11 protein-coding genes are annotated in these 18,681 nt (G+C 63.1%); 3 read left to right on the top strand and 8 right to left on the bottom strand.

What is annotated here, in order from left to right:
* The first annotated feature begins 36 nt into the window (after positions 1 to 36).
* The gene (locus tag ACEN9G_RS13650; RefSeq protein WP_413340206.1) at positions 37 to 1,308 is read left to right on the top strand and encodes a hypothetical protein; all 1,272 of its coding nucleotides are present in this window, start codon (positions 37 to 39) and stop codon (positions 1,306 to 1,308) included.
* Positions 1,309 to 1,440: 132 nt separating this feature from the next.
* On the opposite strand, the gene ACEN9G_RS13645 is transcribed toward ACEN9G_RS13650, so the two are convergent.
* From ACEN9G_RS13645 to ACEN9G_RS13615, 7 genes are all read right to left on the bottom strand, one after another.
* Positions 1,441 to 2,904: a glutamate synthase subunit beta gene (locus tag ACEN9G_RS13645; RefSeq protein WP_413340208.1), complete on the bottom strand. Its 1,464-nt coding sequence runs from the start codon at positions 2,902 to 2,904 to the stop codon at positions 1,441 to 1,443.
* A gap of 70 nt (positions 2,905 to 2,974) precedes the next feature.
* Positions 2,975 to 7,702 carry a glutamate synthase-related protein gene (locus ACEN9G_RS13640; protein WP_413340209.1) on the bottom strand — a complete coding sequence of 1,576 codons (4,728 nt, stop codon included), beginning with the start codon at positions 7,700 to 7,702 and terminating at the stop codon, positions 2,975 to 2,977.
* Between the two features lie 339 nt (positions 7,703 to 8,041).
* On the bottom strand, positions 8,042 to 8,740 hold the full coding sequence (locus ACEN9G_RS13635) for a transposase (protein WP_413340211.1): 699 nt from the start codon (positions 8,738 to 8,740) through the stop codon (positions 8,042 to 8,044).
* Between the two features lie 42 nt (positions 8,741 to 8,782).
* The gene (locus ACEN9G_RS13630) at positions 8,783 to 9,466 is read right to left on the bottom strand and encodes a response regulator transcription factor (RefSeq protein WP_036233341.1); all 684 of its coding nucleotides are present in this window, start codon (positions 9,464 to 9,466) and stop codon (positions 8,783 to 8,785) included.
* Between the two features lie 49 nt (positions 9,467 to 9,515).
* Positions 9,516 to 10,661, bottom strand: a complete 1,146-nt coding sequence (locus ACEN9G_RS13625; RefSeq protein ID WP_483126708.1) for a PAS domain-containing sensor histidine kinase — start codon at positions 10,659 to 10,661, stop codon at positions 9,516 to 9,518.
* Positions 10,662 to 10,831: 170 nt separating this feature from the next.
* Positions 10,832 to 13,942, bottom strand: coding sequence for a DEAD/DEAH box helicase (locus tag ACEN9G_RS13620; RefSeq protein WP_413339490.1), 3,111 nt, complete (start codon positions 13,940 to 13,942; stop codon positions 10,832 to 10,834).
* 177 nt (positions 13,943 to 14,119) lie between these two features.
* Positions 14,120 to 15,037 (bottom strand): LysR family transcriptional regulator, encoded by a 918-nt coding sequence (locus ACEN9G_RS13615; RefSeq protein WP_413339491.1) that lies wholly within the window; start codon positions 15,035 to 15,037, stop codon positions 14,120 to 14,122.
* A gap of 196 nt (positions 15,038 to 15,233) precedes the next feature.
* Here ACEN9G_RS13615 and ACEN9G_RS13610 point away from each other — a divergent pair, with 196 nt between their 5' ends.
* Positions 15,234 to 15,989: an SDR family NAD(P)-dependent oxidoreductase gene (locus ACEN9G_RS13610; protein WP_413339493.1), complete on the top strand. Its 756-nt coding sequence runs from the start codon at positions 15,234 to 15,236 to the stop codon at positions 15,987 to 15,989.
* 11 nt (positions 15,990 to 16,000) lie between these two features.
* On the opposite strand, the gene ACEN9G_RS13605 is transcribed toward ACEN9G_RS13610, so the two are convergent.
* Positions 16,001 to 16,150 carry a hypothetical protein gene (locus tag ACEN9G_RS13605; protein WP_413339495.1) on the bottom strand — a complete coding sequence of 50 codons (150 nt, stop codon included), beginning with the start codon at positions 16,148 to 16,150 and terminating at the stop codon, positions 16,001 to 16,003.
* Positions 16,151 to 16,269: 119 nt separating this feature from the next.
* On the opposite strand from ACEN9G_RS13605, the gene ACEN9G_RS13600 reads away from it, so the two are divergent.
* Entirely contained in the window at positions 16,270 to 18,630 is a 2,361-nt protein-coding gene (locus ACEN9G_RS13600; RefSeq protein WP_413339497.1) for a Tex family protein, read from the top strand.
* Positions 18,631 to 18,681: the final 51 nt, after the last annotated feature.

The following is an 18,681-nucleotide window of genomic DNA, read 5'->3' as shown; positions in this document are numbered from 1 at the left end:
GAGCTGATCTGTAGTTCCCATTTACTTGGAGAAGAAATGAATAAATTCGAGCTACCAAGCTTAACTATTCCAGAGCTCATGGGTTCAGTGCAGGTTATCTCCTCTGTAATTGGAGGAGATTGGGTGATGAAAAAAATGGCACATGAAAAGCGGAAGATCGAAGAGTTTAAGAAAATATCCGAAAACGGAAAACATAGCTATTTATTTAAACCTGATCCGCACCCTCTAATTGAGTGGGCTCTAGATTTAGAAAAGCTCCTTACCCATGCTCGCGAAACACATGAATTCACTCCCAACGAATCCATATTAAAGCTCTATACTTTAGGAAAAATTCTAGAGCGATGCCAACATGAGTCTGGACTCGAAAAGTTGACTGACCGCCTAAAACAGAAGGACAGCTTTTTCTCTGCGTTCTTTGAAGCAGAGGTTGCCGCCATGTATAGTCACAAAGGATTTTCGGTAAGATTTATTGAAGAAGGCAGCAATCGCACACCTGACTTGTACGTTAAGCGCGCAGATGGTCTTGATGGTTACGTTGAATGCAAATGCAGAGATTTGCTCACAGAGCGTGATGAGAAATTAAAAAAAGCATGGGATGGACTGCAAAAAGGCATTTTGGGTGAGTTCGGCCCGCAAAAAATAAGTTTCGCAGTGTTTGTGAAATCCCAAAATGACCTTGAAATTAAAGATGTTCCCTCACTAAAAAACTTTATCATTGAGCAATACAAGATGGGGGGATGTGGAAAATACGACCGAGCAACGGGCGATCTCATCTATTCAACTGATCCTTCGGGGAAATACCAAGTTGTTGTCAACAATTGGATGAGGCCAGATGAGGAAGCCCAGCAGGAAGCGTTCAATTTCTTTGTTCGTGAAGAGTTCGATCATGTCACAATGCTCTGCGATGGGAGAGTCGACGAAAACGACCTTCCGTTTTGGAAGAGACCGATAGTGATAGGGATGGCAAACGAAAAGCCTTCTGATCGCGTTTCCGGAATCGTCAACGCATTTAAGTCTGCGGTAGGCCAATTATCGAAAGAAAAACCGGGAGCGATCTGGATACGTATCCCAGATAATTCTTGGAGCAATGAAATTGAAAAAGCCGGAGAAAAAGCCGTTAAATTGTTGCAAGCCGAAATGGATGGAGGCGCCAACACACGTGTTAATGCTGTTGTCTTGGCAACACGAATGACCCATGCAGTAAATAACGGCGAAGCAAACGGCCTAATTTATAATCCGCTCTACTTAACCATTGAAAATAAAAACTCGGCCAAATTAGTAGATCAAAGCTTTTGGCAGCATCTTTAATAACAGTATGACTTCTAATATGAAATCAAAGCAAATTAGTTTTTCAGTCAGACGAATTACCTGCTCAAGATAATAAAAAACGGCCCGGGCGGCAGACCCGGGCCGTTCCTTGATTGCGACTTAGCTAACCGATCAGCGCGGCAGCACCGACGAACCCATCAGGAATTCATCCACGGCGCGCGCGCACTGGCGGCCTTCGCGGATCGCCCACACGACCAGGGACTGGCCGCGGCGCATGTCACCGGCGGTGAAGACCTTCGGCACCGACGTCTGGTAGCAGACGTCGCCATCGGTCGTGGCGCGTGCGTTGCCGCGCGCATCCTTTTGCACGCCGAACGCGTCCAGCACCTGCTGCACCGGCGAAACGAAGCCCATGGCCAGCAGCACGAGGTCGGCTTTCAGTTCGAATTCCGAGTTGGCCACTTCCGTCATCTTGCCGTCTTTCCACTCGACGCGGCAGGCGATGACTTTTTCCACTTTACCGCCCTTGCCTTCGAAGCGCTTGGTGGCGACGGCGAAGTCGCGCTCGCAGCCTTCTTCATGCGACGACGAGGTGCGCAGCTTGGTCGGCCAGTACGGCCACACGAGCGGCTTGTTTTCCTGTTCCGGCGGCATCGGCATCAGTTCGAACTGGGTCACCGATGCGGCGCCGTGGCGGTTCGACGTGCCCACGCAGTCGGAGCCGGTATCGCCGCCGCCGATCACGATCACGTGCTTGCCCGTGGCCTTGATCTGGTCCTTGACTTTGTCGCCGGCGTTGACACGGTTCTGCTGCGGCAGGAAGTCCATCGCGAAGTGCACGCCCTTCAGGTCGCGGCCCGGGACCGGCAGGTCACGCGGTGCTTCTGCACCACCCGCCATGACGACGGCGTCGTAATCCTTGACGAGGTCTTCCGGGAAAATGGTTTCGCGCGCCATGTTGCTGACGGTGGCCGGGAAATCTTTGCCGACCAGGGTCGAGGTGCGGAACTTCACGCCTTCTTCGCGCATTTGCTCAACCCTGCGGTCGATCAGGTCCTTCTCCATCTTGAAGTCGGGGATGCCGTAGCGCAGCAGGCCGCCGATGCGGTCGTTCTTCTCGAACACCGTCACGTCGTGACCGGCGCGGCCCAGTTGCTGGGCAGCGGCCAGGCCTGCGGGGCCGGAACCGATGATCGCGACCTTCTTGCCCGTTTTGACGGCAGCCGGTTGCGGGACGATCCAGCCGTGTTCCCAGCCGGCGTCGGCGATCTTGCGCTCGATCGACTTGATGCCGACCGGCTCATTGTTGATACCCAGCGTGCAGGCGGCTTCGCACGGTGCCGGGCAGATGCGGCCCGTGAATTCCGGGAAGTTGTTCGTCGAATGCAGGTTGTCAACGGCGTAGCGGTAGTTGCCGTGGTAGACCAGGTCGTTCCAGTCGGGGATCTGGTTGTTGACGGGGCAGCCGGTGTTGCAGAACGGGATGCCGCAATCCATGCAACGCGCACCTTGCACCTTCGCTTGCGCGTCGGTCAGGGTGATCGAAAATTCCTTGTAGTTCTTGAGGCGGGCAGCGGGTTCCAGGTGGTCTTCTTCCTGGCGCTGAAATTCCATGAAGCCGGTGATCTTACCCATTTGTATTCCTATCGTATTCGGTTCAGTCTAGAGAGATGCGGCGGGCGCGTCGGACGCCCGCCGGTGAGCATCAGGCAGCCAGTTCGATCTTGTCGTTGGCTTCTTCCATGCTGCTGTTGTGCATCTCTTCCAGTGCGCGCTTGTACTCGGTCGGGAAGACCTTGACGAACTTGCTGCGGCTGTTGGCCCAGTCGTCCAGCAGGTTGCGCGCACGGGTCGAACCGGTGTGCTTGAAGTGACGCTCGATCAGGCGCTTCAGGATCGCTTCGTCCGACTCGCGCTCGCCGTTGCGGGTCTGTGCGTGCCAGCTGGCCTTGTCGCTCTGCTCCTTGGTCGACAGCACGCTCTCCAGTGCCACCATCGCGGTGTTGCACTTCTGCTCGAAGTCGCCCTTCGGATCGTAGACATACGCCACGCCGCCCGACATGCCCGCCGCGAAGTTGCGGCCGGTGTCGCCCAGCACGACGACGGTACCGCCGGTCATGTATTCGCAGCCGTGATCGCCCACGCCTTCGACGATGGCAGTTGCACCCGAGTTACGCACCGCGAAACGCTCGCCGGCCACGCCGTTCAGGAACGCTTCGCCGGCGATCGCGCCGTACAGCACCGTGTTGCCGACGATGATGTTGTCGACGGCCCAGCCGCGGAACTCCGTGTTCGGACGCACGATGATGCGGCCGCCCGACAGGCCTTTGCCGACGTAGTCGTTACCTTCGCCGACCAGGTCCAGCGTGATGCCGTGTGCCAGGAACGCGCCGGCCGACTGGCCCGCGGTGCCCTGCAGCTGGATGTGGATCGTGTCGTCCGGCAGGCCGGCATGGCCGTAGCGCTTGGCGACTTCGCCCGACAGCATCGCGCCGACCGTGCGGTTGACGTTCTTCACCGGCGAGATGAACGAGACGCGCTCGCCCTTCTCCAGCGCGGCCTTGGCCTGCGCGATCAGCTTGTGGTCCAGGGCCTTGTCCAGGCCGTGGTCCTGGCCGTCCGAGTGCAGCAGCTGGCGTTTGTCGTCGACCTTCGGCTGGTAGAAGATGTTCGAGAAGTCCAGGCCTTGTGCCTTCCAGTGGCCGACGGCCTTCGACTTGTCCAGCAGGTCCGAACGGCCGATCAGCTCGTCGAACGTGCGGATGCCCAGCTGGGCCATGATCTGGCGCGCTTCTTCGGCGACGAAGAAGAAGTAGTTCACGACGTGTTCCGGCTTGCCCGAGAACTTGGCGCGCAGTTCCGGATCCTGGGTGGCCACGCCCACCGGGCAGGTGTTCAGGTGGCACTTACGCATCATGATGCAGCCTTCGACGACCAGCGGTGCCGTCGCGAAGCCCACTTCGTCCGCGCCCAGCAGTGCGGCGATGACGACGTCGCGGCCGGTACGCATCTGGCCGTCGGCCTGGACGCGGATACGGCTGCGCAGGCCGTTCAGCACGAGGGTCTGCTGGGTCTCGGCGAGGCCCAGTTCCCACGGCGTGCCGGCGTGCTTCACCGACGACAGCGGCGATGCACCCGTACCGCCGTCATGGCCGGCGACGACGACGTGGTCGGCCTTCGCCTTCGACACGCCGGCGGCGACCGTACCGATACCGACTTCCGACACCAGCTTCACGGAGATCGACGCGTGCGGGTTCACGTTCTTGAGGTCGTGGATCAGCTGCGCCAGGTCTTCGATCGAGTAGATGTCGTGGTGCGGCGGCGGCGAGATCAGGCCCACGCCCGGCACCGAGAAGCGCAGCGACGCGATGTACTCGGACACTTTGTGGCCCGGCAGCTGGCCGCCTTCGCCCGGCTTGGCGCCCTGCGCCATCTTGATCTGGATCTGGTCGGCGGACGCCAGGTATTCGGCGGTCACACCGAAGCGGCCCGATGCCACCTGCTTGATCTTCGAGCGCAGCGAATCGCCTTCGACCAGCGGGATGTCGGCGACGACGCGGTCCTTGCCCAGGATCGAGGCCAGGGTCTCGCCCTTGGCGATCTTGATGCCCTTGAACTCGCCCATGTAGCGGGCCGGATCTTCACCGCCTTCACCCGTGTTCGACTTGCCGCCGATACGGTTCATGGCGATGGCCAGCGTGGCGTGGGCTTCGGTCGAGATCGAGCCCAGCGACATCGCGCCGGTGGCGAAGCGCTTGACGATTTCCTTGGCCGGCTCGACTTCGTCCAGCGGGATCGCCTTGGTCGGATCGATCTTGAATTCGAACAGGCCGCGCAGCGTCAGGTGACGGCGGCTCTGGTCGTTGATGAGCTGCGCGTACTCTTTATAGGTGCTGAAGTTGTTGGCACGGGTCGAGTGCTGCAGCTTGGCGATGGCGTCCGGCGTCCACAGGTGGTCTTCGCCGCGCACGCGGTAGGCGTATTCGCCGCCGACGTCCAGCGCATTGGCCAGCAGCGGATCCTTGCCGAAGGCCAGGCCGTGCAGACGCAGGGCTTCCTCGGCCACTTCGAACAGGCCGATGCCTTCCACCGTCGACGACGTGCCGCGGAAGTACTTGTCGACCAGCGACTTGTTCAGGCCGATGGCTTCGAAGATCTGGGCGCCGCAGTACGACATGTAGGTCGAGATGCCCATCTTCGACATCACCTTCATGAGGCCCTTGCCGACCGCCTTGGTGTAGTTGTACATCGCCTTGTCGGCAGCCGGTTCATTCCCGTGTGTGTGCGGCATTGTGTGCGCCAGGTCGACCAGCGTTTCCAGCGCCAGGTACGGGTGCACGGCTTCCGCGCCGTAGCCGGCCAGCAGGGCGAAGTGGTGCGTCTCGCGGCACGAGCCGGTTTCCACGACGAGGCCCGTCGATGCGCGCAGGCCGCGCTGGACGAGGTGCTGGTGGATCGCGGACGTCGCCAGCAGCGCCGGGATCGCGACCTGGTCGGCGTTGAGGTTGCGGTCCGAGACGATCAGGATGTTGTGGCCCGACTTGACGGCATCGACGGCTTCCGCGCACAGCGAGGCCAGCGACGCTTCGATGCCTTCCTTGCCCCACGAGACCGGGTAGCAGATGTTCAGTTCATACGACTTGAACTTGCCGCCGGTGTGCAGGCTGATGTTGCGCAGGCGGGCCATGTCGTCGAAACCGATCACCGGCTGTGACACTTCGAGGCGCATCGGCGGGTTGACGTTGTTCGTGTCCAGCAGGTTCGGCTTCGGACCGATGAACGACACGAGCGACATCACCATCGCTTCGCGGATCGGGTCGATCGGCGGGTTCGTGACCTGGGCGAACAGCTGCTTGAAGTACGAGTACAGCGGCTTCAGCTTGTTCGACATGACGGCCAGCGGCGAGTCGTTACCCATCGAGCCGGTGGCTTCTTCGCCCAGCACGGCCATCGGGGCCATCAGGAACTTCAGGTCTTCCTGGGTGTAGCCGAATGCCTGCTGGCGGTCCAGCAGCGAGATCGCGGCTTTTTCACCTTGTGCATCCTTGGCACGGTTCTGCGACAGCTGGCTTTCCGACAGCTTGATTTCGTTCAGCTTGATGCGCACCGACTTGATCCATGCCTTGTACGGCTTGGCGTTCGAGTAGGTGTCCTTCAGTTCCTTGTCGTCGATGATGCGGCCGGCTTCCAGGTCGATGAGGAACATCTTGCCCGGCTGCAGACGCCATTTCTTGACGATGCGCGATTCCGGGATCGGCAGCGTGCCCGATTCCGAGGCCATGACGACCAGGTCGTCGTCGGTGACGATGTAGCGGGCCGGACGCAGGCCGTTGCGGTCCAGCGTACCGCCGATGTGGCGGCCGTCGGTGAAAGCCATGGCGGCCGGGCCGTCCCACGGTTCCATCATCGCGGCGTGGTATTCGTAGAACGCGCGGCGGTTCTCGTCCATCGTCGCGTGGTTTTCCCAGGCTTCCGGGATCATCATCATCATCGCCTGGGCGATCGGGTAGCCGGCCATGACCAGCAGTTCGAGCGCGTTGTCGAAGCAGGCGGTGTCCGACTGGCCTTCATAGATCAGCGGGAACAGTTTCTGCAGGTCGTCGCCCAGCACGGCCGACTTCATGACGCCTTCGCGGGCGCGGGTCCAGTTGAAGTTGCCCTTGACGGTGTTGATCTCGCCGTTGTGCGCCAGCAGGCGGTACGGGTGGGCCAGCGGCCACTCCGGGAACGTGTTCGTCGAGAAACGCTGGTGCACCATGGCCAGCGCGGAGACGCAGCGCGGGTCCTGCAGGTCCTTGTAGTACACACCGACCTGGTCCGCCAGCAGCAGGCCCTTGTAGACGACGGTACGGGCCGACATCGACGGCACGAAGAATTCCTTGCCGTGGATGAGTTTCAGGGCCTGGATCGCGTGGCCCGACGATTTGCGGATGACGTACAGCTTGCGCTCGAGCGCGTCGGTGACCATCACGTCCGGGCCGCGGCCGATGAAGATCTGGCGGATCACCGGCTCTTTCGCGCGGACGGTCGGCGACATCGGCATCGTGTCGTCCACCGGCACGTTGCGCCAGCCCAGCACGACCTGGCCTTCGGCGCGCACGGCGCGCTCGATTTCCTGTTCGCAGGCGATGCGCGAAGCGTGTTCCTTCGGCAGGAAGATCATGCCGACGCCATATTCGCCCGGCGGCGGCAGTTCGATGCCCTGCTTGGCCATCTCGTCGCGGTAGAACTGGTCGGGGATCTGGATCAGGATACCCGCACCGTCGCCCATCAGGGCATCGGCACCGACGGCGCCGCGGTGGTCCAGGTTCTTCAGGATCAGCAGACCCTGTTCAATAATGGAGTGGCTCTTGTTGCCCTTGATATGGGCGACGAAACCGACGCCGCAGGCGTCGTGTTCATTGGCGGGATCGTACAAACCTTGGGCAATCATGGGGGCTCCGCAGCATTTTGAAGATATTGAAGGCCGAGGATAGAGCAGACTTCGGTAAACATCAATAGCAATAATTAGGGTCGGAGTCGAATTAAATACAGAGTTTTTTGGTCTTAAATTAAATGGGGACACAGTAGAACAAGTGATGCGTTTCGCCTGCCATATCAATAAAATCATATAGTTATGCGCAAAACCGTCGTTCCCGCGCAGGCGGGAGCCCAAGTTCCGCGTGCCCGCCAACAACTTGGACCCCCGCCTTCGCGGGGGCGACGGGGCAATAAAAAAGGAGGCCTTTAGCCCCCTCATCATTCATTTGTTGCAATGACGCTGCGCACAAATCTATTCCGCAGCCTTCACCTTGAACGGTCTCCCCCGCTTGGCCGGCAAAATCTGCCGCCTGGTCTTGTGCTCCAGCGCGACCTTGAATTCATGCGATCCCAGCGGCGCCCCCTTCAGCACCGCCGCATTGATCGTATCCAGTTCCTGCCCCGACATCCCCTGCTGCGCCAGCTCGATGAAGGCCGCCTCGCGCTGGAACGGCGTGTTGCCGAGTTCCCAGTACTTGGCGTGGTCGGTGATCAGCGGATCCGGCCGCACGCCGGCGTGATGCGCGTAGCTCGACCACGGGTAGTCGAGCGGCTCGAACGCGAGCTGGCTGCGCAGTGGATTCAGTTCGATGTAGCGGATGCAGGCCAGGAAATACGCGTCCGGGTCGATCACGGACGTGCGGAAACGTCCCTGGAACAGGGTGCCGGAGCGGCCGTACTTGTTGTTAAACCAGGGAACATATAACCGCCCCACTTTCTGCATCATGGCCGCCAGGCCGTCCTCGTCGGACGGCGTCGCCAGCACATGCAGGTGGTTCGGCATCAGGACGTACGCGTGGATGGCCACGCGGTAGAACTTCGCGCTCTCGCGCAGCCATTCCAGGAAGCGGCGGTGGTCTTCGTCGTCGCGGAAGATCAGCTGGTTGTCGTTGCCGCGCTGGATGATCAGGTGCGGCTCGTGCGGCAGGATGAGTCGGGGTTGGCGGGCCATGGCGTCATTCTAACGCGACCGCCTCGCTCTGTCCCCGATTGATTACGCCAGCGTGAAACCGGCGGACAGGCTGTAGCCCTCGCCATAGGCGCTGCGCAGCGGCAGATCCTGGCCGAGGCCGGTGCGGGCCTTCTTGCGCAGACGGTAGACGAGCATGTCGACGCGGCGGCTGGCATCCGGATCGTCGCCACCCATGCCGGCCACGATCACCTGGCGCGGAACGGGCCGGGTGTTGATGGTCAGCAGGTGCAGGAAGTTGCACTCCTTTTCCGTCAGGTCGATCACCTTGCCCATCAGCTCGAGCTGGCGGGCCGAGACGCGCAGGGTCCACTTGCTCGGCGCGGGCGCCGGCTCGGACGACGGCCGCACGCGGCGGTCCAGCGCCTCGATGTGGGCAGCCAGTTCCGGGAACTTGATCGGCTTGGTGAGATAGTGGTCGGCGCCGAGGCGCAGGCCGAGGATGCGGTTGTCGAAGGCCACACGGCCCGTCAGCACCAGCAGTCCGATCTCGGGATACAGCTGGCGCATTCGTGGAATCACGTTAAAGCCGTCCTCGTCGGGCAGGCCCAGGTCGAGCACGACCACGGCCGCCGGCGTGCGCGTCAGCGCGGCCCACATATCGCTGGCGGTGGTCGCGATCGTGACCTCATGGCCGAGTTCCTTGAGGAAATCGGCCATATCGCCTGCGTATTCGCCATTGTCTTCAACAATCAATATTTGCGTCATGGGTTTTGCCAATTCCTTGTTTCGTATTCCCGGCTTCGTTGTCGGGCGGCTAACCCCGGTCGCCATGCCGATTATCACTGCTGGTCATTCCGGAAGCAAGACTTTTTGCCCCGCTCGCCTGTGCCGGCAGCCAAAGCCTGAACTCGGCGCCGCCCTCTGGAGGACATGCATATGTCAAACTACCGCCGTGCACTTCCACCACGGAGCGCGCCATGTACAGCCCGAGCCCGCTGCCCGCGATACCCTCGGCATTCGCGCCGCGGTAGCCCTTGTCGAAGATGCGCGCGACGTCGTCCGCCAGCACGCCATGCCCCTCGTCGCGCAGCGCCAGTTCGACGCCGCCGTCGACCCGCCGTCCCGCCACATGCAGCGCGGTACCGGCCGGCGTATAGCGCAGGGCATTGTCCAATAACACCTTGAGCGCCAGGCGCAGGCCGGATGGTTCGCCCCGCAGCGCGGCCGGCAGGTCGCTGGCTTCCAGGGTCACGGGACGTCCGGCCGCGCGCGCCTGCGCCACCAGTTCTTCCAGCAGCAGCTTCGGCCCCACCTTGTTCTCGCGGCGCTGGCTGCCGAGTGCGGCCATGCGCTCGGGGGACAGGTAGTCGTCCAGCATCGCGATCAGGCGGTCGGTCGCGGTCGCGATCTTGCGGTAGCGCTCGCGCGTCGCCTCGTCGGCCTTGGTGCCCAGGGACTCCAGCCGCTGGATCGCGCCGTCGATCGTCGACAGCGGCGTCCGGAATTCATGGTTCAGCATGCTGGCAAACCGTTTTCTCTCGCGCTCCCGCTCGCGCCGCGCGGACACGTCGCGCACGAGGCCCAGCAGCGCCCGCGGCTGGCCGGCGTCGTCCAGCGCCAGGGTCGAAATCACCTCGACGGCCACCTCGCTCCCGTCCGGCCGGCGCAGGTCGAACTCGCGCATCACGCGCAGGCGCGACCCGTCGCCGGCGGCAAACCGGCGCAGCCGCTCCGGCAGGCCGGCGCACAAGGCCGCCAGCGGGCCGTCGCCGCCCTTGTCCATCTGCGCGCGGATGTCGGCGAGGGAATAGCCGAGCATGTCGTCGACGCCCGGGCTGACATACGCCGGCAGGCCGGTGGTGCAATCGAGGATGAAGGCCAGGTCACCGCCCAGTTCGGCAATCGTGCGAAAGGCGTCCGCCGTGGAGATGTCCGCCGAGACGGGTGCGCTGCGCGTCATGATGGCCTTAATAAGAATGATTCCGGACAATAAGTATAGTGCCCGATATATCGCTTTGCATAGATAACCGACCCCGGCCGTTGCGTCGAACACGCATATTCAATATATGCATGCGCAAATAAAAAGGGCAAGCCGCCCTGGCTTGCCCTTTGAATACGACGCTACCGCGCTTACTCGTCCAGCGGCGCGAAGATCGCCTGCAGGTCTTCCTGCGTGAGCGCCATCTTCTGCGATTCGCCTTCGGCCAGGATCGACGCCGCCAGCTCCGATTTCTTTTGCTGCAGCAACTGGATCTTTTCTTCCAGCGTGCCCTTCGCGATGAGCTTGTAGACGAACACGGGTTTGTCCTGCCCGATGCGCCATGCACGGTCCGTCGCCTGGTTCTCGGCCGCCGGGTTCCACCACGGGTCGTAGTGGATGACCGTGTCGGCCGCGGTCAGGTTCAGGCCGACGCCGCCGGCCTTGAGGCTGATCAGGAAGATCGGCACGGCGCCCTGCTGGAATGCCGCCACCTGCGCGGAACGGTCGCGCGTCTCGCCGGTGAGAATCGCGTACGGGATCTTGCGCGCATCGAGTTCCTCTTCGATGAGGCCCAGCATGCTCGTGAACTGCGAGAACACGAGGATCTTGCGGCCTTCTCCCAGCAGGTCGTCGACCATCTGCATCAGGTCCGTCAGCTTGGCCGACACGGCCGCCGTGTTCTTCTTGCCCGGCATGGCTTTCACCAGGCGCGGGTCGCAGCAGACCTGGCGCAGTTTCAGCAGCGCTTCCAGGATGACGATCTGGCTGCGCGCCACGCCCTTGCGGTCGATCTCCTCGCGCACCTTCTTGTCCATCGCCAGGCGCACGGTCTCGTACAGGTCGCGCTGCGGGCCCGTGATCTCGATGCGGCGGATCATCTCCGTCTTTTCCGGCAGCTCTTTCGCCACGTGGTCCTTCGTGCGGCGCAGCAGGAACGGCTTGATGCGGCGGTTCAGCAGCATGCGGCGCACCGGGTCGTCCTGGCGCTCGATCGGGTGACGGAATTGCGTGTTGAACGTCTTCTCGTCGCCAAGCAGGCCCGGCAGCAGGAAGTGGAATTGCGACCACAGCTCGCCCAGGTGGTTTTCCAGCGGCGTGCCGGACAGGCACAGGCGGTGGCGCGCATTCAGCGAGCCGGCCGTCTGCGCCGCCTTCGAGCGCGTGTTCTTGATGTAGTGCGATTCGTCGAGGATCACGAGGTGGTACTCGTGCTCGCGCAGCTTTTCCTCGTCGCGCGGCAGCAGCGCGTACGTCGTCAGCACGATGTCGGCGCCATCGATCTGGTCGAACAGATCCATGCGCTCCTTGCCCTGCAACAGCAGCACCTTCAGGTCCGGGGCGAAGCGCGCGGCTTCTTCCATCCAGTTCGTCATGAGGCTCGTCGGCGCGATGACCAGCGCCGGGTTCGTGAGGCGGCCCGCTTCCTTTTCCGTCAGGATGTGGGCGATCGTTTGCACGGTTTTACCGAGACCCATGTCGTCGGCGAGAATGCCGCCCAGGTCGTATTCGCGCAGGAATTGCATCCACGCGAGACCGTCCAGCTGGTAATCGCGCAGCGTGGCCTGCAGGCCCTTCGGCGCATCGACTTTTTTGACCTTGCCGAACTGGCTCAGCTTGCGGCCCGTTTCGCGCAGGCGCTCGCCGCCCGTCCAGGTCAGTTCGGTGCCTTTGGCGAGTTCTTCCAGGCGCGCCGCATCGAGCGTCGACAGGCGAACCTTGTTCTTGATCTTGTCGTTGAAATACAGCTCGCCCAGGGTCGACAGGATGGGCTTCACGCGGCCCCACGGCAGCGCCACGCGCACGCCATCGGGCAGGGTCGCCAGCATCTGGTCGGCTTCCGCGTGCGCGGCCAGCACGTCCGGATTGAAGTCCAGCGGCGCCGTGCGAATGAGTTGCACCAGCACGGGCAGCAGCGGCACGCGCTTGCGGTTGACGACGATGCCCAGCTCCAGCTCGAACCACGCGTTGCCGGCCTCGGGCGGTTCGTCGATGTCGGCATACCACTCTTCGACCGGCACGACGTCGTAGCGGTATTTCGGCGACTTCTGCACGTGCCAGCCGAGGTCGGACAGCGCGTCGAGGTCGTTTTCGGCAAAGCGCAGCCAGTGCGCCTGGCCATCCAGCAGCAGCGCGCCGGACAGGGCCGACAGCGGCGGCGTGGCCGGCTTGCGGAAGCCCAGCTTGTTCAGGGTGTCCAGTGCGGCCGCCTCCAGCACTTCGTCGCGCTCGATGACTTCGGTGACGTCGCCGATCTGGCGCACGACGCGCTGGGCCGGGTCGAACGAGATGCGCTGGCCGTCGTAGTCGAACGACAGCACGGCGAAGTCCTGCCAGCGCTGGCCGTTACCCTCGGCCTGCGGGATGGCGTCCAGCAGCAGGTGAGGCTGCGGTTTCACATCGGTGCGGATGCGCTGCGTGAGCGGCTGCGGCAGCGGCATCAGCTGTTGCAGGCCATGTGCCAGCAGCAGTTGCGACACGCGTTTCTTGTCGTTGCCGGCCAGCGCCGGCGCCTGCGACACGAGTGCCTGCAGGTCGGCCAGCGAGATGTCGATGCCGCCGCGGTTCAGGTCCAGCGGGCCGCACGACAGGTTGTCGATGTACCACGGCGGATCCGTCGGCAGCATGTAGTCGACGAGGTCGGCGCCGGGATGCGTCGCGCCCTTGGCCGGCTCCACCGACCAGCCGAGCTTGGCCGCGCGGCCTTCGTCGCGCCACGTGAGATTGGCCTTGCGCACAGGCCCCGCCTGCAGCGGATACAGCAGGCCATTGGTCATGTCGGACCACGAGTTCGCCCACAGCAGTTTCCCTTGCGCGAGCAATTGCTGCAGCAGGATGGCGCCGACCTTGCCCTTGGGCTCGGTCGCGCTCGTGCTCTGGTTGGAGCCGCTGCGCATGGCGATGAAGAAACGCACCAGGTCCTCGTCCTCGCCTTCGAGGTACGCGGGCGGCGCCGACAGCAGCGAGAACACTTCGCTCACCGGGCTGGCCGCGGCCACGTCGCCGTTCGGACGCAGGCGCGCCTTGCACAGGCAGACCGCGACGTGACGGCCGCCGCTGGTCGGGGCCATGACATAAACGAATTTGTACTGGACGGCCTTGGGGTCAGTGACTTCCGCGGTCAGCTTCGGCTGGGGATGTGCTGCCGCCTCGACCCTTTGCAGCCAGCTTAACACCGGTGCGGGCAGGGCCGGAGCGCGTGCAGGTGCTCGAGCCGGCGGTGCGTCGCTGGTGTCGTCGCGATGAAAATCAACTGTGTGCATGGGTCTCACGAGTCTTTAATTTGAAAAAACAACAATTCCTATTATCTGTCATGCGACCCGAACAGCTTTGTTAAGGATCGCACGTAGCGGGTAAAACTTTACGAGACGAAAAGAGTAGAAGTTACACTCTGGCGCCTCGCTTTGCCAGCCCCCATCACGCATTTTTTTGCGGGTGCGTCATGACACGAGGCGCCAGTCCGGCGCACTCAGGTGCTTCATGAAGAACTCGGCCAGGGCTTCCACCTTGGCCGGCCGTGTGCGTGCCGATGGCGTGACGAAGTACAGGCCACCTCGCGCCATCTGCCAGCCCTCCAGTATGGGGACAAGCCGCCCGGCGCGCACGTGATCTGCCGCAATAAATTCGGGGAACTCGGCAATCGCCAGGCCGTCTAATACGGTGGGCAGGAGCGCATCCGAATTCGTCACCCGCAGCGGACCCTCCGGCTTGATGGCGACTTCCTCCCCGGCCTCGTTGGTGAAGCGCCACACGTCGACGCGCGCGCGATAGGTATAGCCGAGGCAAGGATGGTCCACGAGTTCGGACGGATGCCGCGGCGTTCCCCGCGTTGCCAGATACTCGGGCGAGGCCACGATGACCTGCGCCACCGGACACAGCTTGCGCGCCACCAGCGACGAATCGGGCAGCACGGCGATGCGCAGGGCGGCATCGAAGCCCTGCCCCACGAGGTCGACGGTGGCGTCGGACAGGTGCAGGTCGATCTGCACGTCGGGATATTCGCGGAAGAACGCGGGCATCAGCGGCGCGACCCAACGCACCCCGAACGACATCGGCACGGCCAGCCGCACGAGCCCGCGCGGCCGCGCCGACATCTCGCGCGCGGCATGTTCCGCCTCTTCGGCTTCGCGATAAATCTTCAATGCGCTGTCCGCGATGGTGCGGCCGAATTCCGTCAGCGCCAGCTGGCGCGACGTCCGGTTCAACAGCCGCGCACCGAGCCGCTCCTCGAGCCGCGCGACGGCCCGCGACACGGTCGCCACCGACACCCCGAGCGCACGCGCGGCCCCGGCGAACGAGCGTTCCTCGGCCACCTTGGCGAACATCGCGAGACCTTCGAAATCGGGCAACAGGGACATCGTTCGTCGTCGGCGGGGAACCGATGAGTTATCGAACCCGACATGTTACGGCATCCCGGCGCCGATGCCTATCGGCCTTCCGAAGTATGCACGACAAAAATGCAAAGATAGTTTGCGATCAGTGCTATTTTAATGTGGAGTTTACCTCGGTACGATGGTTTCCGTCGACTTCGACATCAACCAAACGGAGAACATCATGACTGCCAAACTCGCCAACAAAATCGCTCTCGTCACCGGCGCCACCAGCGGCATCGGCCTGGCCACCGCCCAACGCTTCGCCCTCGAAGGCGCGCAGGTGATCGTCACCGGCCGCCGCCAGGCTGAACTGGACGCCGCGGTAAACAGCATCGGCCACGACGCGATCGGATTACGCGTCGACTCCAGCGACCTGACCGCGCTGGATGGCCTGTATGAAGAGATCCGCGCCCGCTTCGGCCGCCTGGACGTCCTGCACGCCAATGCCGGCGGCGGCTCGATGCTCCCGCTGGGTGAAATCACGGAAGAACAGTTCGACGACACCTTCGGCCGCAACGTGAAAGGCACGCTGTTCACCGTGCAGAAAGCGCTGCCGCTGCTGTCGAAAGGCGCCTCGGTGATCCTGACCGGCTCGACGGCCGGCAGCTCCGGCACCCCGGCGTTCAGCGTCTACGCCGCCAGCAAGGCCGCCGTGCGCGCTTTCGCCCGCAACTGGATCCTGGACCTGAAGGACCGCGGCATCCGCGTCAACACGATCAGCCCGGGCGCCACCCGCACCGCCGGCCTCGTCGAACTGGCCGGCAACGACGCCGCCGCGCAACAGGGCCTCGTCGACTACCTGGCCGCGCAGATCCCGCTGGGCCGCGTCGGCGAGCCGGACGAGATCGCGAAAGCCGCCGTATTCCTCGCGTCCGACGATGCCAGCTTCGTCAACGGCGCCGAGCTGTTCGTCGATGGTGGCCAGGCGCAGATCTGATGCTTGACCGGCTATCGTCCGTCGCCGCCGGCCTTGCCGGCACGCTTGTCCGGCCAGACGGCGGCGCCGATCCCGCACACGACGCCCACGAAGATGGCACGCCCCCAGTCGAAGACGTGGGCGCTGCCCAGCCAGCGCGTGTAGACCAGCGTGACCAGCATTCCTCTCTGGCAAGTTCACGCTTTCCCACGCCACCGTAGATCGTCGTGCCTGTCAAGACTGGCGCATCGCCCGCGATTGCGTATCATTGCCCGTTCGATTCACCGACTGACCCGAACTCATGCTCCCTTCGATCGAACAACGCCTCGCTCAAGAACTGTCCGCCAAACCGGCACAGGTGGCCGCCGCCATCGCCCTGCTCGACGAAGGCGCGACCGTCCCCTTCATCGCCCGCTACCGCAAGGAAGCCACGGGCGGCCTCGACGACATCCAGCTGCGCCTGCTGGAAGAACGCCTGCGCTACCTGCGCGAACTGGAAGACCGCCGCGCCGCGATCATCTCGTCCATCACGGAACAGAACAAGATGACGCCGGAGCTGCTGCAGGCGATCTCGCTGGCGGAAGACAAGACGCGGCTGGAAGACCTGTACCTGCCGTACAAGCAGAAGCGCCGCACGAAGGCCCAGATCGCGATCGAGGCCGGCCTGAAGCCGCTGGCCGACGACCTTCTCGACGACCCGGCGCGCGATCCGGAGGCCGAAGCCGCGAAATACCTGCGTGAAGGATTCACCAACGCGGACGGCGTCGCGAACCCCGGCGTGGCCGACACGAAGGCCGCGCTGGACGGCGCGCGCCAGATCCTGATGGAGCGCTTCGCGGAAGACGCGGAACTGCTGCAATCGCTGCGCGAATACGTGCAGGAACACGGCGTCGTCGAATCGAAGGTCGTCGACGGCAAGCAGGAAGAAGGCGAGAAATTCGCCGACTATTTCGATTACTCGGAAACGCTGGCGACCGTGCCGTCGCACCGCGCGCTGGCGCTGATGCGCGGCCGCCGCGAGGGTATATTGGACGTGACCTTGCGCCTCGATTCCGAGCCGGAAAAACCAAAATGGGACGCGCCGCACAACCCGTGCGAAAGCCGCATCGCCGCGCGCTTCGGCATCAAGGGCGCGGGCCGTCCGGCCGACAAATGGCTGCTCGACACGGCGCGCTGGACGTGGCGTGTAAAAAGCTTCATGTACATCGAGACGGAGCTGATGGGGCTTCTCCGCGAAAAGGCGGAAGGCGATGCGATCCAGGTCTTCGCGCGCAACCTGAAGGACCTGCTGCTCGCGGCACCCGCGGGCCCGCGCGCGACGATGGGCCTCGACCCGGGCCTGCGCACGGGCGTGAAAGTCGCCGTCGTCGACGCGACCGGCAAGGTGGTCGACACGTCGACCATCTACCCGCACGCGCCGCGCAACGACTGGGACGGTTCGCTGCACACGCTGGCCAGGCTCGCCGCGAAGCACAACGTGTCCCTGATCTCGATCGGCAACGGCACGGCATCGCGCGAGACCGATAAACTCGCGCAGGACCTGATCAAGCAGAACCCGGAGCTGAAGCTGACGAAGATCGTCGTGTCGGAAGCCGGCGCGTCGGTGTACTCGGCGTCGGAATTCGCGTCGCGCGAACTGCCGGAACTGGACGTGTCGCTGCGCGGCGCCGTCTCGATCGCGCGCCGCCTGCAGGATCCGCTCGCGGAACTGGTGAAGATCGATCCGAAATCGATCGGCGTGGGCCAGTACCAGCACGACGTGTCGCAGACGCAGCTCGCGCGCCAGCTCGACGCCGTCGTCGAGGATTGCGTGAACGCGGTCGGCGTGGACGTCAACACGGCATCGGCGCCGCTGCTCGCGCGCGTGTCGGGCCTGTCGAGCAGCGTCGCGCAGAGCATCGTCAACTACCGCGACCAGCAAGGCGCGTTCGCGTCGCGCGCGGCGCTGAAGAAGGTGCCGCGCCTGGGCGACAAGACGTTCGAACTGGCGGCGGGTTTTCTCCGCATCGTGAACGGCGACAATCCGCTGGACGCGTCGGCCGTGCACCCGGAATCGTACCCGGTCGTCGAGAAGATCCTGGCCGATATCCAGAAGGACATCAAATCGGTGATCGGCGACAGCGCGCTGGTCAAACGCCTGAATCCGGCGAAGTATGCGGATGACAAATTCGGCGTGCCGACCGTGACCGATATTTTGAAGGAGCTGGAAAAGCCGGGCCGCGATCCGCGTCCGGAATTCACGACGGCCACGTTCAAGGAAGGCGTCGAGGAGATCTCGGACCTGCGTCCGGACATGATCCTGGAAGGCGTCGTGACCAACGTGGCGGCGTTCGGCGCATTCGTCGACATCGGCGTGCACCAGGATGGCCTCGTGCACATCTCGGCGCTGTCGAACACGTTCGTGAAGGATCCGCACACGGTCGTCAAGGCGGGCCAGGTCGTGAAGGTGAAAGTGCTGGAAGTGGACGTCAAGCGCAAGCGCATCGCGCTCACGATGCGTTTGTCGGACAGCGCGCCGCAGGCGGGGTCGCAACCCCAGCAGCGTGCGGATCGCGATGACCGCAAGCGCATGGCGGATCACCAGAATAAGCACCAGAAACAGGAGCGTTCGGCGCCAGGCGGCGGCGCGATGGCGGCGGCGTTTGCCAAGTTGAAGCGTTGAAGCGACGGCCGGGACGCCCGTCCCGGTTTTCTTATAAAATGCCGTCATCCA

The organism is Massilia sp. Masssp94 (assembly GCF_059491305.1).
Note: the sequence above shows the minus strand (reverse complement) of the source record. Positions and strands in the feature narration are given on the sequence as shown.

Coding starts and splice junctions, on each gene's coding strand:
- ACEN9G_RS13650 (WP_413340206.1), top strand. CDS start 37: ATGAATAAATTCGAGCTACCAAGCTTAACTATTCCAGAGCTCATGGGT.
- ACEN9G_RS13645 (WP_413340208.1), bottom strand. CDS start 2,904: ATGGGTAAGATCACCGGCTTCATGGAATTTCAGCGCCAGGAAGAAGAC.
- ACEN9G_RS13640 (WP_413340209.1), bottom strand. CDS start 7,702: ATGATTGCCCAAGGTTTGTACGATCCCGCCAATGAACACGACGCCTGC.
- ACEN9G_RS13635 (WP_413340211.1), bottom strand. CDS start 8,740: ATGGCCCGCCAACCCCGACTCATCCTGCCGCACGAGCCGCACCTGATC.
- ACEN9G_RS13630 (WP_036233341.1), bottom strand. CDS start 9,466: ATGACGCAAATATTGATTGTTGAAGACAATGGCGAATACGCAGGCGAT.
- ACEN9G_RS13625 (WP_483126708.1), bottom strand. CDS start 10,661: ATGACGCGCAGCGCACCCGTCTCGGCGGACATCTCCACGGCGGACGCC.
- ACEN9G_RS13620 (WP_413339490.1), bottom strand. CDS start 13,942: ATGCACACAGTTGATTTTCATCGCGACGACACCAGCGACGCACCGCCG.
- ACEN9G_RS13615 (WP_413339491.1), bottom strand. CDS start 15,037: ATGTCCCTGTTGCCCGATTTCGAAGGTCTCGCGATGTTCGCCAAGGTG.
- ACEN9G_RS13610 (WP_413339493.1), top strand. CDS start 15,234: ATGACTGCCAAACTCGCCAACAAAATCGCTCTCGTCACCGGCGCCACC.
- ACEN9G_RS13605 (WP_413339495.1), bottom strand. CDS start 16,150: ATGCTGGTCACGCTGGTCTACACGCGCTGGCTGGGCAGCGCCCACGTC.
- ACEN9G_RS13600 (WP_413339497.1), top strand. CDS start 16,270: ATGCTCCCTTCGATCGAACAACGCCTCGCTCAAGAACTGTCCGCCAAA.